We start from the raw sequence: 18,243 nt of genomic DNA, 5'->3' as shown, positions 1-18,243 counted from the left end.
AAAAGTCCGCTCGACTTGCATGTATTAGGCACGCCGCCAGCGTTCGTCCTGAGCCAGGATCAAACTCTCATTAAAAGTAGTTTGTAGCTCAAAATTGCTGGTCTTGCTTAATTATTGTTTAACGCTTCGTTTCGTTCAGTTTTCAAAGATCAAACTTTAGGTTTTTTGGAGCGGGTGAAGGGAATCGAACCCTCATCATCAGCTTGGAAGGCTGAGGTTTTACCACTAAACTACACCCGCATTATAATTATGAAATTTAAAATGGCGCGCCCGAGAGGAGTCGAACCCCTAACCTTTTGATCCGTAGTCAAACGCTCTATCCAATTGAGCTACGGGCGCTCTTTTTTGGTGCGGTCGAGAGGACTTGAACCTCCACCGGGAAACCCCGACTAGGCCCTCAACCTAGCGCGTCTGCCATTCCGCCACGACCGCTTATCTTTAATTTCTCTTTTGAAGAACAAGATATATATTATCAGTTTCGGAAGACAATGTCAACACTTTTTTTATTAGTTATTTTTAATGGTGAGCCATGAAGGATTCGAACCTTCGACCCTCTGATTAAAAGTCAGATGCTCTACCGACTGAGCTAATGGCTCATGACTGGGCTAGCTGGATTCGAACCAACGAATGACGGAGTCAAAGTCCGTTGCCTTACCACTTGGCTATAGCCCAATAACATGACGGTCCCGACGGGAATCGAACCCGCGATCTCCTGCGTGACAGGCAGGCATGTTAACCGCTACACCACGGGACCTGAAATGATGTAATACGAAAGCCGATAATATAAGCAGCTTTGTGAATAATCACATCGCTGCTTATATTGTGCACGAACTTTCTATGATGACCCCTACGGGATTCGAACCCGTGTTACCGCCGTGAAAGGGCGGTGTCTTAACCGCTTGACCAAGGGGCCTTTTTAAAAAATATATATATATGGCGGAGAAGGAGGGATTTGAACCCTCGCGCCGCTTACGCGACCTACACCCTTAGCAGGGGCGCCTCTTCAGCCTCTTGAGTACTTCCCCATTCAGAAAAATGTCTAACTTCCTTTAAGTTAATCTCAACGATGTAACAAATCAAGTTATTCCTTTCGATTAACTTCGGACTGTCAGAGTTTTATAGGCTTTTCCATTTTTCTAAAACTCCGCAGGTAGGATTCGAACCTACGACCGATCGGTTAACAGCCGATAGCTCTACCACTGAGCTACTGCGGATTAATGACTCTTACGATTATATAGACGTATGCACTAACTGTCAATAGTCGACAAAAACTTTTTTCAAAAAAATTTATGAATACCTTATTTTCACCTTAATACATTAGAATTCTATTTCTTTTTAGTAATGGTTGTAATAGATACAGGCTTCAAATTCCCACTGCATTTCCCGCAAACAAAGCGTTTTGTATCTACTTTTCTTTTACGCATGTACTCATGATAGCAACTTGTACATTGATAAATATATATTTTACCGCTCTTACGCTGGTTTGCTTTAGATATTAACGGGGTACAGTGTCTAGGAGCACCAACTTTTTTCATCAATGCACGAAAATCGGCATCACGATGTTGATAGCCTTTACCTTCCAAATGGAGGTGATAATGGCAGAGTTCATGTTTAATAATTCCTTCTATCTCATTTAACCCATGTTCATCGTAATACTTTCGGTTTATCTCGATATTATGTGAAGCAAGCAAATATCGCCCACCAGTTGTTCTTAATCTCTGATTAAATGTTGCTTTATGCAAAAACGGCTTATGAAAAAACTCAAGTGAGATTCTTTCTGTTAATAGCTGTAACTCCTCATTTGTCATTTTATTTCCCCCTAAAGAAATACACGAACGTGACAACCTATTCATCCATAACATAATAATAAGCAAAATTATCCATTTCATTTCTAAAATCATCATAACGGATACTTATTGGGAGGTATTTCCGATGCCCGTTTGGTTCCAAAAACAAATGAAGAAGGCGTTCTTAGAGAAAAATAGATACCAAATAAAATTATTAAATCAATGCTGGTATTTTTATAGAAGGACTCTTAACTAATTTTGATTAGAACGACTGGCAAGTTTTTTGCCAGTCGTACCGTTACTTAGATGTTTTTACCATTGTAAGTGCTAACCTTCCTTTTTGGACATCTACACTTTCTACCCATACCGTTACAATATCTCCAAGTGATACTACATCAAGTGGATGTTTGACGAAACGGTTACTTAATTTTGAAATATGGACGAGCCCATCTTCTTTTACTCCAACATCCACAAAGGCTCCAAAATCAACAACATTCCGAACTGTACCCTGCATTTCCATTCCAGGTTGTAGATCCTCTAACTTCAATAGGTCTTTTTTCAACAATGGTTTTGGTAGCTCATCTCGTAAATCGCGTCCTGGTTTCATTAAAGCATCGATAATATCCTGTAATGTTAAGATACCGATTCCTAATTCATCTGCCATAACATTCACATCTACCGATTTTAAGCGGTCAACTAACTCTTCAGATCCAATATCGGTAGTGGAAAAACCGAGTTTCTTCAATAGCTTCTTTACTTCTCCGTAGCTTTCTGGATGTATCGGTGTTAAGTCTAATGGTTCTTCCCCATCTAAAATTCTCATGAACCCGATTGCTTGTTCATATGTTTTGGCGCCAAGTCGCGGAATCCCTTTTAATTGTTTGCGATTCTCAAATCTTCCGTGTTCTTCACGATATTTAACGATGTTATTAGCAACTGTTTTACTTAGACCAGAAACATATTGTAAAAGTGATGGTGAAGCAGTATTTACATTGACACCAACTTGGTTTACAGCAGTTTCTACAACAAATGTTAACGATTCATGTAACTTCTTTTGAGAAACATCATGTTGATATTGCCCTACACCAACAGATTTCGGATCAATTTTTACTAATTCTGCTAGTGGATCCTGTAATCTTCTTGCGATGGAAACTGCACTTCTTTCTTCTACTTGGAGGTCAGGAAACTCCTCTCTTGCCAACTCGGATGCTGAATATACACTCGCTCCTGCTTCATTCACAATTAAATAAGCTATCTCAGATGAAAGTTGCTTCAAAATATCTACAATAAATTGTTCTGTCTCTTGAGAGGCTGTCCCATTTCCAATTGCTATGAGTTCAACACCATATTTTTCAATAATTGAAATAACCTTTTCTTTCGCTTCTGCTGGTTTTGCTTTTGGGGGATGTGGATAAATCACATCGATTTGATGTAATTTCCCTGTTTCGTCCACAACAGCTAATTTACAACCTGTACGATATGCCGGGTCCACTCCCAATACTATTTTCCCTTTTAACGGTGGCTGTAATAATAGGTTTCTTAAATTCTCCGAAAAAATATGGATAGATTGATCCTCTGCTTTTTCCGTCAATTCATTGCGGATTTCACGTTCAATCGCAGGTTCTATTAACCGCTTATATCCATCCTCCATCGCCTCCGTCACTACTTGAGTTACGATAGAATTTGTATTTTTCACAAACTTTTTATGTAAGTGTGTGAGGATTTTATCGGTATTCGCACTAATAGAAACGCGAAGGATATCTTCTTTTTCACCACGGTTGAGTGCAAGGATACGATGTGGAACGATTTTTTTCACAGGTTCCTCATATTCATAGTAATTTTCAAAGACACGTTTTTCATCTTTCTCTTCGTTTTTCACTTCTGAAATGATTTTTCCGAATTGGAAAGTTTCATTACGAATCCATTCCCGAATAGATGCATCATCCGAAACGTGTTCTGCAATAATATCCTGTGCACCTTTTATCGCTTCTTCAACTGTATTTACACCTTTTTCCTCATTTACGTACTTAGCAGCTTCTTCTTCCACGGTACCATGTACAGGAAATTGAAGAATCCAATTCGCCAACGGCTCGAGGCCCTTTTCTTTCGCCATCGTTGCACGAGTACGACGCTTTTGCTTATAAGGTCGGTATAAATCTTCGACGGTTTGCAGCTTATCCGCCTTCATAATCGCTTTCTCTAATTCATCCGTTAGCTTTCCTTGCTCTGCTATTAGGCGGACAACATCCTCTTTACGCTGCTCTAGATTTTGCAAATATGTCCAGTTATCTAAAATCCCTTTAATTTGAACCTCATCCAAAGCACCTGTCATTTCTTTCCGATAGCGAGCTATAAATGGAACGGTATTTCCTTCTTCATATAATTGAATAACACTTTGAATTTGTTTTTTTGATAATGTCAGTTCTTTAGAAATCTTTTGGATAAGCAATTCTTGTTTATCTTCCACTTCAATCACGTACAAACCCCATTTCACTTTCAATTTTCTCCATTTTATCATATATGCGCTTTAATAAAAAAACCCTCCCAGTTAAAGGAAGGTTCCGACAATAAAGGACATATCATCCTTTTTACTATTTTGCTGTAATACTTTTAAGCGAGCAACAAGTGCAGGTATGGACTGATTACTTGTCAAAAATGCCTTCGTATTTATATTTTTAAATCCATCTGTATGGATTAGGAATTTCGAATTTGATTCGTATTTATACTTATGTGTTCGGAATTGCATTGGTCTACCCGAGAGATAACCTGTAACAGGCATCGGATAAATTAACTTCCCAGATGGAGTATACACATAGAAGCGTATATTTCCAACACAACTATATTCATACGTCTTTTTTTAAAATCGACCTTTAATATCGCTACTGCCGCTCCACGTTTCCGTATAAGCACCTCGTTCGCATAATGCATTAATGTATCTACATCTGCTTCTGGGTTTGACTTCACGATAGAAACTACTGCTTGAGACGATTCATATGCTAGTTCTCCACTACCAAGACCGTCCGCAAGTACACCGATAAAATAATCCTCTTCCACCGACACATAAAAACTATCACCGCAAAAAATATTATCATTCTTTGCGGTTTGAAAAGCATGCGCTTGAATACTATCATTTTGTAAATAAATCATAAAATAGAACGCTCCGTATTAACCGATTCGTCATGAATTGCATCACGTAGTTTCTTGATTGCTTTTCTTTGCAAACGCGAAACATGCATTTGAGAAATCCCTAACATATCTCCAACTTCTTTCTGACTCTTGTTTTCCAAATACGTATATTGGATAATCAATTTCTCCTTTTCTGATAAGACATGGAGAACCTTCTGAAGTGAGATCCGCTGATTTACTTTCTCATATCCATCATCAATATTCCCAACAATATCAAGCAATGTAACAGAACTTCCATCAGGGTCTGCTTCAATGGAATGATCGACTGATAACGCTTGGTAGCTTTTCCCCATTTCCATCGCTTCTAAAATAACCTCTTCTGTAAGATCAAGTCTGTTCGCAATTTCCTCAATCTTAGGAGAGCGCTGTAATTCTGTTGTTAATTCCTCTACCGTTGTTTTAATTTTTGGTCCTAACTCTTTAATCCTACGAGGAACATGTACACTCCAAGTCTTGTCCCTTAGAAATCTCTTAATCTCCCCAATAATTGTAGGGATTGCAAAAGCTTCAAATTTCTTACCGTAGGATTCGTCATAGCGGCGAATTGCACCTAACAATCCGATAATTCCTACTTGAAAAATATCATCATGATAGGATCTACCTTTTGAATACTTCCTAGCAATAGACTCTACTAAATTTTTGTAATGTAATACTAAATTTTCTTGGGCTTCCGCATCCTCATGAAGTTGATAAGCTTTTATCCAATCATTGACTTTGGATTGCGAACTATCAGGTTGAGATTTTTTCTGCATCCCTCTCCACCTGCTCTCCTTCAAGGAATTTGGTCATAAATACCGTTACTCCTTTACTTTGATGAATTTTCACTTCATCCATTAAACTTTCAATCAAGTAGAGACCTAAGCCCCCTTCTCGCATCAGTTCTATATCGGACTTATCTTGATATGGCCCAACTTCCTTTAGCGTCTCCTCCAAATTGAAGCTTGCACCCGAATCAGCAACCATTACTTCTAATCTATCTTCATATAAACTAAATCCAATTAAGATTTGTCCATCTTCCTCTTCATCGTATGCATGTTGAACTGCGTTCGTAATTGCTTCACTAACAGCAATCTTCAAATCATCTATTAAATCGTATGTAAACCCCATCCTGCTTGCGATTCCTGATAGTGTTAAGCGAATAACACCAATATACTCCGGCATCGCGGGAATCTTCATTTCGATGTAGTCACATGCTTTTTTCATTTATACTCCACCCTCTACCTCGGTATTGATGTCCATTACATCCGCTAATCCAGTAATATCAAATAGTCTTTTTAACCTTTCTGACAAGCCTATAATATTTAATTTACCTTCATTAGCCTTTAGAGCCTTAAATAAACCAACAAATACACCTAATCCCGTACTGTCCATATAAGTAATTCCAGTTAAATCAACAACCATCTGTAGCCCTGGTGAGTTCGTGTATTGAAAAAGCTTGTCACGTAACTCTGGAGCCGTATATGCATCAATCTCACCGTGTAAATCAACATGCAACCCGTTATTTTTTTCCGTAATGTTTATTGTTATATTCAAGAAATTCAACCCCTTAACTCATTTCATCTGCGTTAATATTTACCCCATTATTCTAAAAACTAAACATTTTCAGCTAATTCTTTTTAAAATAATTAAGGTAAAATCATCACGCAGCTTGAAACCTTGCAATCTCTCAAGATCCTTATAGATATTCGTAACAATATCCTGTGAAGGAAGGTGTTTATATTTTTCAATGAACTGAACTAAATCTTCCCGTTCAATAAATCTATCGCCTTGCTTACACTCCGTAACACCGTCTGAGAGAAGGATAATCATATCTCCCGGAAAAATTCGTTTTTCATATTCTTTGTATTTCGTCTTCTTTTCTATTCCTAGCAATAATCCTTTTCCATCTAAATCGGAAAACGCATTATGTTTGTGAGAGTATAAGAAACCTGGCTCATGGCCAGCAGAAGCATAGCTAAATATGTGATTAGTTGGGTTATAGATTCCATAACACATTGTGATAAACATACTAGTATCTACATTTTGCTCTACTACTCTATTTAAGTTTTGTAGTATTGCACCAGGTTTATTACGATTTTCAGGGAAGCTATCCAATGCATACTTGATCATCGACATCGATAATGCTGCTGGAATGCCTTTACCAATTACATCGGCTATAGCTACCCCTAAGCACTCATTCTCATCCTTTACAAAATGATGGTAGTCACCATTCATCTGATTTGCTGGAATACTAATTGCGCCAATATCCAAGCCTTCAATATGTGGGATTGATGTTCCTAATAGTGTTTGTTGCATGTTTGCCGCGACTTCAATTTCATTTTTCAATGCTAATTGTTGTACACGGAGACTTTGGTGTTCTCGATATGCAAATCCATATCCAATCATAACTTCCAATAAAATATCAAATGAATCAATTAACTCTTTTTTGGACCAATCTGAATCAGATATGATGGACTTATGAAGACTAACAACTTCCTCAGGTGCGATATTAAATTCAATTAACTTTCGACTTAACTTTTGCCCCTGATATAAAATCCGCTCATTTGGATCCATCAAATAATGAGTAAGCATATCCTTGTATTTAAGCTCAAGCGAATCTCTAAAATCCACTTTCAAATCCTCCTATCGGAGCCACTTAATTGCCATTATGATGGTACCTTCCTCCAGTTTGGATTGAATATCAAATTCATCCATGAGGCGTTTTACACCTGGCAATCCTGCTCCCAATCCTCCAGATGTCGTATAGCCATCTTCCATTACCCTACGAATGTCGGCGATGCCAGGACCGTTATCCTGTGCAATTATTTTCAACCCACTTCGTCCGTTATGGAAGGTTTTCTCAATACTAACCTCACCTTGACCAGCATAAAGAAATATATTCCGGGCCAATTCGCTGATTGCAGTTGTGATTCTAGCCTGGTCAACAGTCCCAAATCCAAGCTCTTTAGCCACATTTCTGCCTAACTGGCGAACTGCTACAATGTCCCATTCATTTTTTATTTTTACCGAGGACTGCAGTTCCATAGGCTAATCCTCCAGTTCCTGTTCTAGTTTGTCTAGACCATTTTCTAAATCAAGTGCTGTCATAACATCTTCTAGGCGAATGCCTAATTCTAATAGCGTAATGGCAACAGCTGGTTGGATGCCAGTTATGACAACTTTTGCCCCCATCAGTTTAGACATTTCAATTACATCTCCAAGAACTTTTGCAATGAAGGAATCGATGAAATCAATAGATGTAATATCTATCACAACACCACTTGCATTCGTTTGATGGATTTTCTGTAGCAAATCCTCTTGAAATTGTAATGCTGTTTGATCGTCTAATTCCCATTGGATCGAAATCAGTAGATTATCACGCAACTTCAAAATTGGTATTCGCAAAGTTACCCCTCCAGCTTCACAATTCTTCTATTCGTAATTTCTAGTGCCTGTTCAATTCCTTTTCGCAATGTACTAGTAGTAGTTATTTGATTTAAATCAATTCCTAAGTTTACGATTGTTTGTGCTATTTCAGGGCGAATACCGACAATCATGCATTTTGCACCGACAAGTCTGACGGCTTCTCCTGCTTGAATAATATGATGAGCTACCATTGTATCTACAACAGGTACACCGGTAATATCAATAAGAACTACTTCTGAACGGTGCTTTACCACACCATTTAGGAGATTTTCCATAATGAGTCTTGCTCTATCCGTATCGATTGTTCCAATTAGTGGCATGATAGATATTTTTTCAAATACTGGGATAAGTGGTGCAGATAATTCTTGTAATGCGATCTTTTGTAAAGATACGGTTCTTTCCCATGTAGCAGAGTACGTTTCTATCATTTGATCATTGATTGGGTTCATCCATAAATCAAGGTCCACCATTAGTTTATTTATTTGTTCTACTGTGTACTCTCTTTCAGAAGTCATCTTCCCATAAATAATTTCTTTCAACTTACGCAGACCTATCGTAATAAACGTTAGCGGCCATCCTAAAGCAACAATGTTTTCCGCAAAGGAGTTTATCTTCTCATTAAACTTTTCATCTGTATCCAATATGTTGGATACGACTAAATCTATAAATTCTTTACTAGTGTTATAAAATACTTGATTAGAGAGAATATTGATGGAACGTTCATCACTATTTTTCTTCATTTCCTCCATCCAAACAGATAACATTTCATCTTCGTGCGCTTTTATGTATTTTACGATCTCTTTATTCACGTGCCCATCTCCATTTCTAACAAATAATTAACCTTTTATAATATGTAAGAAATTAAACAAATATTTGGATAGATTAATTTTAGCAATATTCAGAGCTAAATTACAATCACAGGGGTCATATTAACTCATATTTTGTAAAAATCAGGACAAAAGGCCGATGAATTTGAAAAATGAGGAAGTTGGAAGTTTTTGTTTTTACTGCTATTTATAAATGGAGATTAGCAGTTTTACTTATAATAAAAAACGCTCCTGCAATCGCAGAGCGTTTTCATTAAAAATCAATTAATCCTAAACTTATTTGTAATGATTCATCGACTTTTTCCATCATTTCCTCATCAAGGTGGGTAATCTTATCAGTCAATCGTTGTTTATCGATTGTTCTTATTTGTTCGAGTAAAAGAACCGAGTCTCTTTCAAAGCCGTACTTTTTAGCATCAATTTCCACATGGGTTGGCAATTTTGCTTTTTGGATCTGAGCTGTTATGGCAGCAACGATTACAGTGGGACTGAATCGATTCCCAATATCGTTTTGGATTACTAACACAGGTCGGACTCCACCTTGTTCCGAACCGACCACCGGGGATAAATCGGCGAAGTACACGTCACCACGCTTTACGCCCAAAATGCTTAGCCCCCACTTACAAGCCGTTCGACTGTATTCTCTGCCTCATATTCTGCCTGCACCGCTTCTGAAGCAATCGCCAAATTAATTTTTGCCATTTCCATGTAGCCGCGCCTCATCGATTCAATTATATGACGCTTCTTTTTTTCTTGAAGATACATTTTAGTAGCAAGGAATATAAATTCATTGCGATTTAAATTTTCTTCTTCGGCAAAACCATCCAGTTCCGCGATTAGCTGCTCTGGTAAGCGTATTTTAATTTCTGTTGTTGCGCTGGATTCAGACACCGACCTACACCTCCAACAATCACTGCAAAACAATGCGATATAAATCTCATCTTATCATAACATCAATTGCGTCTACTGCAAAGTCAATTTTTAAATTCTTTATCTATTATCATCTATACATTGCTTACTAATACATATATTTCTTCTTTTTCTGCATTTCTCCTGCTAATCATGTCAGATTTTTTATAAAAAAAGGTGATTTTTTCGAATTACGCTAGAAATCCCTCATAGATTTACTTTTAAAGACACGAGGCACGCGGTTTGTTATCGTACATGTCACTTCATAGTTTATGGTATCTAATTTATTAGCAACCTCATCTACTGAAATAAATTGGCCATTTTGTTCACCAATTAACGTGACTTGAGTTCCTATAGGCATATAATATGGTAGTTTAATCATCGACTGATCCATACAGATTTTTCCGACGATTGGTACTCTTTCACCACCCGCAAGCACATGAAAACCTCTTAACTTACGTATCCAGCCATCCGCATATCCAATTGGGATTGTTGCAATCCATTCTTCATTTTCGGTAGTATAATCCGCACCATACCCTACTTTTTCTCCAGGATGCATTTTTTTTACATGAATGATTTTCGAGTGTAATGAAAAAACTTCTCTTCTTTTAAATGGTAAATAAGGCTCTATTTCAGCAGAAGGCGTTAATCCATACATCGCAATTCCAATTCTAGTTGCATTAAAAGTAGCATCCGAATGATATAAAGCTGCAGCACTATTGGCAGCATGCACATATGTTGGTGTTGTTTTCAACACTTGTAGTAATTTTTTAAAGCGACTAAGTTGGCGTTCATAATATTCCGTATCAAGTTCGTCAGCTGTTGCAAAATGAGTGAAAATACCTTCAAAACTAAAACAGTTCGAGTTGTTAATATAATCCTCTATTTGTTTTAGTTCTTCCTCATCTCTAACACCAATTCTCCCCATACCAGTATCACATTTTATATGAAGGGCCACTTTTTTGCCTGGAGAAAGATGTTTCTCTGCCTCCTTCAGCCATTCACCGTCATACACAGTAAGTGATATTTGATGATCCGCAGCAATAGGGACATCTTGAGGACGAGTTGCACCTAATATGAGAATTGGAGCATTAACTCCTTCTTCTCTCAGTGCGAGAGCTTCATCCAAAAATGCCACAGTTAATCCATGTGCTCCAGCTTTAAGAACGGTTTTGGCTGTTTGAATATCTCCATGCCCGTATCCATTCGCTTTTACAGTAGCAAAAATCCTTGTTTCACTTGGAAGAAAGTTTCGAATTTCTTTCATATTATAATAAAGGGCATCTAAATCAATCTCCGCCCATGTATCTCGATAAAATTCCTGTTGCCTCTTCAACTGTGTCACTTCCCATATTCTGCTTAAGTTCCTACTAGTAATTATCGAACTGCAAAATTAAGATGTCAACTAAAAGTAAGCAAAAGGAATATAAGTTATAAAGAATTTGTAGTTAAGTTAAAATTTTGTGAGCAATAATACGTAGTTGTTGATTTACGTTCCGACGCACAGGATGTGCTAGTGCAGGCGGTGCCACAGGACGTGGCGTCATTAGCCTGCCAGGCGACTTCGCTTTCCGTTGGATTGATAATTCTCGTCGTAAAGTGGTTCCCTCACGGAGCTTGACGATCTTGTACTTCCCGTTGAAACTGACTGTTCTAATAACAGGAGTTTATTATGTGTACTTTTACAAACACTCTATCCCCATCTATATTTTTTGGGTTGAATAATCACTTTGTTAGTAAATAAAACTTTATTTTGAGCACAATGTTGATTGAAGCGGCAGGCGGCGACTCCTGCGGGGTTAGCGTGCAGGTGAGACCCTGCAAGGAGCGTAAGCGACTGAAGCGGCTCACCGCTCGCCCCGCGGAAAGCGTCCGCCTAGAGCGGAAATCAACATTCAACATTCAAAGAGGATATAAAATTAAAGTTGGTAAAACAAGTTAACTGACAAAAATATAAGCTGCCCAATGTTATTGGACAGCCCTTTTATATAAATTATTTTACTACTCCACCCTGAACGGATTTAGCAACCATAATCATCTCTTCTGGTGTTAAATCATTCGAAACTAGTAGGAATTCTACTCCATTGTCACTCCAAGAAATTGTCTTATCTGTCATGGCACCAATCGTAAATCCAAGGTCTACCATTTCCCCATTCACATTTACTGTTTCCATGGAAGTTGCAGGGATAACATCGACTTTCTCTTGAATGATTGTAAATGATTTATCTTCACCAGCATATGAAAGCAATGCACGCTTACCATTTTCAGTGTTCACTACTTTTTCTTCTACTAGTGTAATTCCTGGAATGTCAGCCATCGAATATTGAACGGAGAATTCGGAATCCCCATTATCGCCAATAACTTCTACATCCAACTGTGCACTAGTCATACTATTATTCGTATCAAAAGAGTTCTTATCGAATTTCGGATTGAATTCCATTTTAGAGAATTCTACTGTAACAACTGGGTTTTGATTCGCATCCATTACCTTTACACTAACTGGTTCCAAGGTACCTTTCTTAAACGTAATTTCTTGGTTTGGTAACATATTTTTATTTTGGTAGCGAGTTTTTGTTTCAAACACATAATGTTCTTTCGTAGCTTTAAACTTCGCTTCACTATCTGCTAAAATATCGGCAACAAGCGACTCATATAAATAGGCTTGACTACTATTTTTTGGCCAATCACTTTGGAATTTGTAACTCTTATTCAGGGCAGGCGTCAACACATACACACCAGTTTTATTGCGTAAGATCATTTGACTTTGGTTCTTCTTTTCATTTTTCAAATGTACACGATAATCTCCTGGTTTGTTATGCCAGATGTCAATGTCGTATGAATGTGGTTCATTTCCAACTGCCAGTGTCATTTTGGCTGTAGCCTTGTACCCTTTTAATTCTTCTGCTTTTTCTTGTAGGTCCTTTGTTACATCTTCCTGTGACTTCGTTCCGCATGCAGATAGTATAGCAATTACAGCAATTAAAGCTATAACTAGCCATAACTCCTTCCTCATTCCTTCAGCCCCTTTATTATCTCATTTGATCGATGAAAAGAAGAGAGATTGCAGACTTCAGGGATATTAATTAGAAACATTGTTCTTTCGCGATCCGCTCCGCACAACGAGACAATCATACCCAGAGCCAAATCCTCTCTCTCCCACGCACTAAAAATATATGAGACAAGTGTGGACAATATGTCTAACAAATGAGGACAAGTAAAAAAGTTATTTCGTATTTTTTATTCCGATTCAATTATTACTTGCGCAGCCGCATATTTATCGGAATGGGTTATACTTAAATGCGAACGATGAAAGTCAGGTTTTACAATCAATGGCTTTCCATTAGCATCGGCAGAAACCTCTATATCCTGAAAGGAAAGGACACGTCCGATCCCTACACCTCTTGCTTTTGAATATGCCTCTTTGGCTGCAAAACGTCCTGCTAGAAATTCTGCTTTCCGCTTCTCATTTAAACTTTCATAATGGTCCAGTTCTGCATCCGTTAAAATTCGTGCTGGAAAGCGTTTCTGAGCAAGACGAAGTTTATCAATTCTTTCGATTTCTACTATATCTAAGCCTATGCCAATAATCATTCTATCACCTGTATTCTAAAATATTATTTCTACACATACGTATAAAACAGTTGTCCATCCAACTACTATGAATTATGCTTATGATAATCACATGTGAAAGGAGCGATATGTACTGTTTCTAAGAACAGAAAGCTTTCGTCAATTTCTCCATTACTATCCTATCATATCAATCATTATCGCCATTCATATCGTTATATTTATCATCATGAACACATCTTTGTTTCCTAACCAAGAGCTATTTAGCACATTAGCAGGTACAAATATTTATATTTTAAACGGAGAATATTGGCGTCTAATAACACCCATTTTCATACATGTAGCATTTGCCCATGTATTATTTAACTCTTTTTCCCTCATCTTATTTGGGCCTGCATTAGAACGGGCACTAGGGAAAGGACTATTCATTATCGCATATATCGGAAGCGGAATTGGAGCAAATATTGCAACATTGATGATCAAACCACCATATTATACTCATATCGGTGCAAGTGGAGCGATTTTCGGATTGTTCGGTATTTACCTTGCAGTGCTTCTATTTAATAAACATGCAATGCCGTTTTATGGTAAACAAGTTATTTTACCAATAGTAGCTATTAGTGTCATTATGACGTTTTTCAGTCCAAATGTTAATATTATCGGTCACCTTTTCGGCCTTGCTAGTGGATTTATTATCGGAAGGATCATTTTACAATTTAAGAGCATTCATTTCCATTAAAAAAAGCAGACCAGCGGAATTAAATATTTCCATGGTCTGCTTTTACTATGTTTGGTCGATACCATTCATAAATTTCTTTCGCATCTTCCAATCGGATATGCTTTACTTTCGCACTTGAATTGCCACCACTCATGACCGATGTTTCAACTGATGCTAAACCTGCACGTTTTTGAAACCAATTCACGGACATATCCACAGATTGAATACGATTTTTCTTCATTAATACTGTTTGTTGATCAATTCCACGGTAACGCAATGTCAGTTGGCTGCCTGTAATGCTATAACCAGCTGACTTGAACTGATATAACCCTAATACAGATGCACCTATGATAAGTAGAGCGGATAATAGACCGTATGGCCACAACCAAATCGATAATATCAACGTGACAATCGCAAAAATACAGAACTTCATAAAGAGATATCTACTCTTTGCTGACCGTGGCGCAGGGATAATTTCTGGATGGAAGGAGTAATCAGTTAATGTCTCCCCAAGAATAGTACCTATGATGTTTTTCTTTACTACTGGGATGATGAGACCTTCTGCTTTTTCATCAATTGCAGATCCCGCATATTCAACTGATACACTTGCATAACCAAACGGCTGTCTAAATGGACTTTCCTGTATTCGGATAGCTTGAATACGCCGAATTGGGATGGTCGTTGTTCTTTTTTCCAATAACCCACGAGTAATAACTAAATCATTCTCCACTACTTTTAAAGTAAAATCATTATACTTTAAATAAGCCATCACGACAGATATGATCCATGCAAGAATAAGCCCAATGATAATCAAAATTCCTAATAATACATATCCCGCTTTCACAATGTGCTGCAGTTCATCAAAAAACTTTTCAAAAGGGATAATATCATTAAATTGGGATGCAAATGCAAAAATAGCAGAGAGGACAACACCGGCACTACCGGACGTAGACGCAATAAAAAGAAGCTGTTTCTGACTAATTTTATATAAAATCGATTCCTTTTCAACCTCTACCTCTTCTTCTGAGATAACATTTGGATTCTTGCTATTTTTCGCCTCAGCAATCAACCGCTTTAGTGCTTCTGCTTCTTCTTTCTTCACAGCACTCATTTCTGCCTCTGCACTATCGTCATTTCCACCTGCTGTCTCGACTTTCACTTTCACAAGTCCAAATGGTCTATGGAGTATATGCTCTGAAAAATCAAGACTTTGAATGCGATCGAACGGAATATAACGTTTTTTCTTCACAAACAATCCATATTCAATACGAAGTTCCATATCTTCGACTCTATATGTATAGCGTAACCACGAAATAAAAGCGGGTACTCCCATCAATACAAGTCCGGCGAGCACAATTACTGCCGGTGCCCACATAAGCAATTTAGTGTTAATTCCATCTTTAAATGCAAACACTGCGAAATAAAGGAGTAGCGGAATAATCACTTCTTTCACATTCTTTGCGGCATTAAAAATAATGGTAATTGGATGCAGACGCTTCGGTTCAGACATCATCTTCCGCCACCCTTGCTAACTTGGAAATAGTATGACGTAATTGCTCCGCTTCTTCCACATCAATAGCAGGAATCTCGTGTTTGGATGCAGCTGTAGAAATTTCAATCGTCGCCAAATTATATTTACGTAATAAAGGACCTTGAACAGTATCTACATGTTGAACCCTGATCATGGGCACTAACGTCCGAGTTATAACAAATACCCCATGCTGAATTTCAATCTCTTGTTCCCTTACTTCATATCGAAAACGATGCCAACGGATAGAAGGTATTATAAAAATACTTGATATGGTTGAGAGCACTAATATTCCTGCTGCTAACCATACATACAATACAATCGGCCATTCAAATATGTACGTAGCTATCCCTACTCCAATTAATACTAGCCATAAAATTACACTAGTTATCGTTGCTGTAATTCTCCATACCTTTAAACCATCAATAGATATTTGATGTTTGGGCTGTCCGATTTCCATACGCGCCTCCCCCTTCATGTACCTATTATATACGTTAATGAAATTAAAAGGATTCATGAAATAATTCCATTAAAAAAGCAACCGGAAATGGACCGATTGCTTTGATGAACAGTTTTTCTCGTTCTATGATCGCTTACGCTTTTTGGCGAGCTCTTGTAGGGGGAATCAAATTTCCCATTTACCGTATGTGATGTTTCCTTTTACGGTCTTCTTCCACTGCGACGTTGTGGTTTACTTTTATTTCGATTTCCCTTATACGGTTGTTGACCAGATTTCCCACGTCTATTGCGATTATTACCGCCTCCGTGATATTGGTCTTTCTTAGCTGGTAGTGGGCGCTCTTCTGTAATATGAACTGGAGTCTTATCTGGCTCTTTTGTCAGCACTTTAAGTGCTGCAGCAATGATGGATACTGCATCATCATGCTCCATCAAAAGCTCATTCGCAACAGTTTTATATTCATCTAAATTGCCTTCTTTAATTGCTTCATCCAACTTTTCCATTGTAATTCTTTGTTGGCCTTCTAGCGCTTCATCCCATGTAGGTGGTCGCATTGGTTGCATACGTTTCTTCGTTGTTTGTTCAACGATACGTAGGTATCCCATTTCACGTGGACTTACAAACGTAATTGCCATTCCTTCTTTACCTGCACGACCAGTTCTACCGATTCTATGCACATAGCTTTCAGGATCTTGTGGAATATCATAGTTGTATACATGTGTAACACCAGAAATATCTAATCCTCGTGCAGCAACGTCTGTTGCAACTAGTACATCTACTTTACCTGATTTAAATTTCTTTAAAACAGATAAGCGCTTCGCTTGGCTTAAATCACCATGAATTCCTTCAGCTGTATAGCCTCTAAGTGTCAATGCATTTGATAACTCATCTACACGACGCTTTGTACGACCAAATACGATTGCTAATTCAGGGGACTGTGTATCAATTAAACGAGAAAGAACATCGAATTTCTCACGCTCTGGTACTTTAATGAAAAATTGCTCAATTAAAGGAACCGTCATTTCTTTCGCTTCAATTCGAACTGTTTCAGGGTTTTTCATGAAACGTTCAGCAATTCTTCTAATTGGTGCTGGCATTGTAGCCGAGAATAGTAATGTTTGTCTTTCGTCAGGAACAGTTTCAAGAATTGCTTCAATATCATCAATGAATCCCATGTTGAGCATTTCATCTGCTTCATCCAAAATCAATGTATGAACATTATTTAACTTTAACGTTCTTCTCTTAATATGGTCCAAAATTCTACCCGGTGTACCAACAATAATATGTGGACCTTTTTTCAATGAACGAATTTGTCGTTGAATATCAGACCCGCCATAAACAGCAAGTACCTTCGCGCGAGCATCCATACCAATTTTATATAATTCTTCTGAAACTTGGATGGCTAATTCCCTTGTTGGCGCAATAATAATCCCTTGAACATGTGGTGATTTCACATCAATTTTTTCTATTAATGGAATACCGAAAGCAGCAGTCTTACCTGTACCTGTTTGTGCTTGCCCGATCAAATCTTTTCCTTGCTTACTTAATGGTATCGTTTTTGCCTGTATTGGTGTTGCTTCCTCAAAGCCCATTCTGTTAACTGCTTTTAACAGAGCAGGACTCAAGTCTAAATCTGCAAACTTCGTCAATCTTCTCAATCTCCTTTGAGTACTTCAAATTGAGGGATAGACCACTCAAGTGTCTATACCCTATATCAATGTCCATTAGACATTTTTTTACGTAAGAACTGTCGCGAAAATTCGTAAACGATGTTGATTATTCTATCACTAATTGTTTTTGAATACAATTGCACTTGGATTGATATTATTATTTAATATTTTTTACATCATTCAGTT

21 protein-coding genes, 9 tRNA genes and 1 rRNA gene are annotated in these 18,243 nt (G+C 37.8%); 2 read left to right on the top strand and 29 right to left on the bottom strand.

Annotation, left to right across the window (positions count from 1 at the left end; translation table 11 throughout):
• The 11 genes from ACFPM4_RS12445 to ACFPM4_RS12395 all read right to left on the bottom strand — a co-directional run.
• Window positions 1-75, bottom strand: a 16S ribosomal RNA gene (locus ACFPM4_RS12445); the annotation flags it as partial.
• A 91-nt stretch (window positions 76-166) separates the two neighbouring features.
• Window positions 167-240 (bottom strand) — tRNA-Gly (locus tag ACFPM4_RS12440).
• Window positions 241-262: 22 nt separating this feature from the next.
• Window positions 263-339 (bottom strand) — tRNA-Arg (locus tag ACFPM4_RS12435).
• Between the two features lie 7 nt (window positions 340-346).
• Window positions 347-432 (bottom strand) — tRNA-Leu (locus ACFPM4_RS12430).
• Window positions 433-520: 88 nt separating this feature from the next.
• Window positions 521-596 (bottom strand) — tRNA-Lys (locus ACFPM4_RS12425).
• A gap of 4 nt (window positions 597-600) precedes the next feature.
• Window positions 601-672 (bottom strand) — tRNA-Gln (locus tag ACFPM4_RS12420).
• Between the two features lie 9 nt (window positions 673-681).
• A tRNA-Asp gene (locus ACFPM4_RS12415) sits at window positions 682-754 on the bottom strand.
• Window positions 755-841: 87 nt separating this feature from the next.
• Window positions 842-913: transfer RNA gene (locus ACFPM4_RS12410), tRNA-Glu, on the bottom strand.
• Window positions 914-934: 21 nt separating this feature from the next.
• Window positions 935-1,025, bottom strand: a tRNA-Ser gene (locus ACFPM4_RS12405).
• Between the two features lie 117 nt (window positions 1,026-1,142).
• Window positions 1,143-1,214: transfer RNA gene (locus tag ACFPM4_RS12400), tRNA-Asn, on the bottom strand.
• A gap of 111 nt (window positions 1,215-1,325) precedes the next feature.
• Complete coding sequence (locus tag ACFPM4_RS12395; protein WP_382352033.1) at window positions 1,326-1,808, bottom strand: SprT family protein; 483 nt, start codon at window positions 1,806-1,808, stop codon at window positions 1,326-1,328.
• A gap of 124 nt (window positions 1,809-1,932) precedes the next feature.
• Here ACFPM4_RS12395 and cmpA point away from each other — a divergent pair, with 124 nt between their 5' ends.
• The gene (cmpA, locus tag ACFPM4_RS12390) at window positions 1,933-2,043 is read left to right on the top strand and encodes a cortex morphogenetic protein CmpA (RefSeq protein WP_144925562.1); all 111 of its coding nucleotides are present in this window, start codon (window positions 1,933-1,935) and stop codon (window positions 2,041-2,043) included.
• A gap of 42 nt (window positions 2,044-2,085) precedes the next feature.
• Here the strand turns inward: cmpA and ACFPM4_RS12385 are convergent, their stop codons facing one another.
• The 15 genes from ACFPM4_RS12385 to acpS form a co-directional block, all read right to left on the bottom strand.
• On the bottom strand, window positions 2,086-4,305 hold the full coding sequence (locus ACFPM4_RS12385; RefSeq protein ID WP_382352031.1) for a Tex family protein: 2,220 nt from the start codon (window positions 4,303-4,305) through the stop codon (window positions 2,086-2,088).
• 30 nt (window positions 4,306-4,335) lie between these two features.
• Window positions 4,336-4,566, bottom strand: coding sequence for a hypothetical protein (locus ACFPM4_RS12380; protein WP_382352028.1), 231 nt, complete (start codon window positions 4,564-4,566; stop codon window positions 4,336-4,338).
• 8 nt (window positions 4,567-4,574) lie between these two features.
• A complete protein-coding gene (locus tag ACFPM4_RS12375) occupies window positions 4,575-4,934 on the bottom strand; it encodes a PP2C family serine/threonine-protein phosphatase (RefSeq protein ID WP_382352025.1) in 360 nt (119 codons plus the stop codon).
• Window positions 4,931-5,725 carry an RNA polymerase sigma factor SigB gene (gene sigB / locus ACFPM4_RS12370; RefSeq protein ID WP_382352022.1) on the bottom strand — a complete coding sequence of 265 codons (795 nt, stop codon included), beginning with the start codon at window positions 5,723-5,725 and terminating at the stop codon, window positions 4,931-4,933. The genes ACFPM4_RS12375 and sigB overlap by 4 nt, the downstream gene beginning before the upstream one ends.
• Window positions 5,703-6,176 carry an anti-sigma B factor RsbW gene (gene rsbW / locus ACFPM4_RS12365; protein ID WP_382352019.1) on the bottom strand — a complete coding sequence of 158 codons (474 nt, stop codon included), beginning with the start codon at window positions 6,174-6,176 and terminating at the stop codon, window positions 5,703-5,705. Before rsbW ends, sigB begins: the two co-directional genes overlap by 23 nt.
• Entirely contained in the window at window positions 6,177-6,506 is a 330-nt protein-coding gene (locus ACFPM4_RS12360) for an anti-sigma factor antagonist (protein ID WP_382352016.1), read from the bottom strand. It abuts the gene before it with no gap.
• Window positions 6,507-6,575: 69 nt separating this feature from the next.
• Entirely contained in the window at window positions 6,576-7,583 is a 1,008-nt protein-coding gene (locus tag ACFPM4_RS12355; RefSeq protein ID WP_382352013.1) for a PP2C family protein-serine/threonine phosphatase, read from the bottom strand.
• A gap of 12 nt (window positions 7,584-7,595) precedes the next feature.
• Entirely contained in the window at window positions 7,596-7,997 is a 402-nt protein-coding gene (locus ACFPM4_RS12350; RefSeq protein WP_382352009.1) for an anti-sigma regulatory factor, read from the bottom strand.
• Window positions 7,998-8,000: 3 nt separating this feature from the next.
• The gene (locus ACFPM4_RS12345) at window positions 8,001-8,357 is read right to left on the bottom strand and encodes an STAS domain-containing protein (RefSeq protein ID WP_144925539.1); all 357 of its coding nucleotides are present in this window, start codon (window positions 8,355-8,357) and stop codon (window positions 8,001-8,003) included.
• Between the two features lie 2 nt (window positions 8,358-8,359).
• Entirely contained in the window at window positions 8,360-9,187 is an 828-nt protein-coding gene (locus tag ACFPM4_RS12340; protein WP_382352005.1) for an STAS domain-containing protein, read from the bottom strand.
• Between the two features lie 271 nt (window positions 9,188-9,458).
• Entirely contained in the window at window positions 9,459-9,809 is a 351-nt protein-coding gene (gene ndoA / locus ACFPM4_RS12335) for a type II toxin-antitoxin system endoribonuclease NdoA (protein WP_144925533.1), read from the bottom strand.
• A gap of 5 nt (window positions 9,810-9,814) precedes the next feature.
• The gene (locus ACFPM4_RS12330) at window positions 9,815-10,096 is read right to left on the bottom strand and encodes a CopG family ribbon-helix-helix protein (protein ID WP_144925530.1); all 282 of its coding nucleotides are present in this window, start codon (window positions 10,094-10,096) and stop codon (window positions 9,815-9,817) included.
• A 214-nt stretch (window positions 10,097-10,310) separates the two neighbouring features.
• Entirely contained in the window at window positions 10,311-11,450 is a 1,140-nt protein-coding gene (gene alr, locus ACFPM4_RS12325) for an alanine racemase (RefSeq protein ID WP_382352001.1), read from the bottom strand.
• A 657-nt stretch (window positions 11,451-12,107) separates the two neighbouring features.
• Window positions 12,108-13,127, bottom strand: a complete 1,020-nt coding sequence (locus tag ACFPM4_RS12320) for a LolA family protein (protein ID WP_382351998.1) — start codon at window positions 13,125-13,127, stop codon at window positions 12,108-12,110.
• A gap of 224 nt (window positions 13,128-13,351) precedes the next feature.
• Window positions 13,352-13,705, bottom strand: a complete 354-nt coding sequence (gene acpS / locus ACFPM4_RS12315) for a holo-ACP synthase (RefSeq protein ID WP_144925521.1) — start codon at window positions 13,703-13,705, stop codon at window positions 13,352-13,354.
• A gap of 205 nt (window positions 13,706-13,910) precedes the next feature.
• Here acpS and ACFPM4_RS12310 point away from each other — a divergent pair, with 205 nt between their 5' ends.
• A complete protein-coding gene (locus tag ACFPM4_RS12310; RefSeq protein WP_382351995.1) occupies window positions 13,911-14,420 on the top strand; it encodes a rhomboid family intramembrane serine protease in 510 nt (169 codons plus the stop codon).
• A gap of 19 nt (window positions 14,421-14,439) precedes the next feature.
• Here ACFPM4_RS12310 and ACFPM4_RS12305 read toward each other — a convergent pair whose 3' ends face one another.
• The 3 genes from ACFPM4_RS12305 to ACFPM4_RS12295 form a co-directional block, all read right to left on the bottom strand.
• Window positions 14,440-15,909: a PH domain-containing protein gene (locus tag ACFPM4_RS12305; RefSeq protein ID WP_144925515.1), complete on the bottom strand. Its 1,470-nt coding sequence runs from the start codon at window positions 15,907-15,909 to the stop codon at window positions 14,440-14,442.
• Complete coding sequence (locus tag ACFPM4_RS12300) at window positions 15,902-16,387, bottom strand: PH domain-containing protein (protein ID WP_382351992.1); 486 nt, start codon at window positions 16,385-16,387, stop codon at window positions 15,902-15,904. Before ACFPM4_RS12300 ends, ACFPM4_RS12305 begins: the two co-directional genes overlap by 8 nt.
• Window positions 16,388-16,587: 200 nt before the next feature.
• Window positions 16,588-17,979: a degradosome RNA helicase CshA gene (locus ACFPM4_RS12295; protein ID WP_382352103.1), complete on the bottom strand. Its 1,392-nt coding sequence runs from the start codon at window positions 17,977-17,979 to the stop codon at window positions 16,588-16,590.
• Between the last annotated feature and the right edge of the window lie 264 nt (window positions 17,980-18,243).

Origin of the sequence: Lederbergia graminis (assembly GCF_042655485.1) — a bacterium.
GTDB classification, from domain to species: Bacteria; Bacillota; Bacilli; order Bacillales; family Bacillaceae_C; genus Lederbergia; species Lederbergia graminis.
This window is presented reverse-complemented; position numbering and strand designations above follow the sequence as displayed.

Coding starts and splice junctions, on each gene's coding strand:
- ACFPM4_RS12395 (WP_382352033.1), bottom strand. CDS start 1,808: ATGACAAATGAGGAGTTACAGCTATTAACAGAAAGAATCTCACTTGAG.
- cmpA (WP_144925562.1), top strand. CDS start 1,933: ATGCCCGTTTGGTTCCAAAAACAAATGAAGAAGGCGTTCTTAGAGAAA.
- ACFPM4_RS12385 (WP_382352031.1), bottom strand. CDS start 4,305: ATGATAAAATGGAGAAAATTGAAAGTGAAATGGGGTTTGTACGTGATT.
- ACFPM4_RS12380 (WP_382352028.1), bottom strand. CDS start 4,566: ATGCCTGTTACAGGTTATCTCTCGGGTAGACCAATGCAATTCCGAACA.
- ACFPM4_RS12375 (WP_382352025.1), bottom strand. CDS start 4,934: ATGATTTATTTACAAAATGATAGTATTCAAGCGCATGCTTTTCAAACC.
- sigB (WP_382352022.1), bottom strand. CDS start 5,725: ATGCAGAAAAAATCTCAACCTGATAGTTCGCAATCCAAAGTCAATGAT.
- rsbW (WP_382352019.1), bottom strand. CDS start 6,176: ATGAAAAAAGCATGTGACTACATCGAAATGAAGATTCCCGCGATGCCG.
- ACFPM4_RS12350 (WP_382352009.1), bottom strand. CDS start 7,997: ATGGAACTGCAGTCCTCGGTAAAAATAAAAAATGAATGGGACATTGTA.
- ACFPM4_RS12320 (WP_382351998.1), bottom strand. CDS start 13,127: ATGAGGAAGGAGTTATGGCTAGTTATAGCTTTAATTGCTGTAATTGCT.
- acpS (WP_144925521.1), bottom strand. CDS start 13,705: ATGATTATTGGCATAGGCTTAGATATAGTAGAAATCGAAAGAATTGAT.
- ACFPM4_RS12310 (WP_382351995.1), top strand. CDS start 13,911: ATGAACACATCTTTGTTTCCTAACCAAGAGCTATTTAGCACATTAGCA.
- ACFPM4_RS12305 (WP_144925515.1), bottom strand. CDS start 15,909: ATGTCTGAACCGAAGCGTCTGCATCCAATTACCATTATTTTTAATGCC.
- ACFPM4_RS12300 (WP_382351992.1), bottom strand. CDS start 16,387: ATGGAAATCGGACAGCCCAAACATCAAATATCTATTGATGGTTTAAAG.
- ACFPM4_RS12295 (WP_382352103.1), bottom strand. CDS start 17,979: ATGGGCTTTGAGGAAGCAACACCAATACAGGCAAAAACGATACCATTA.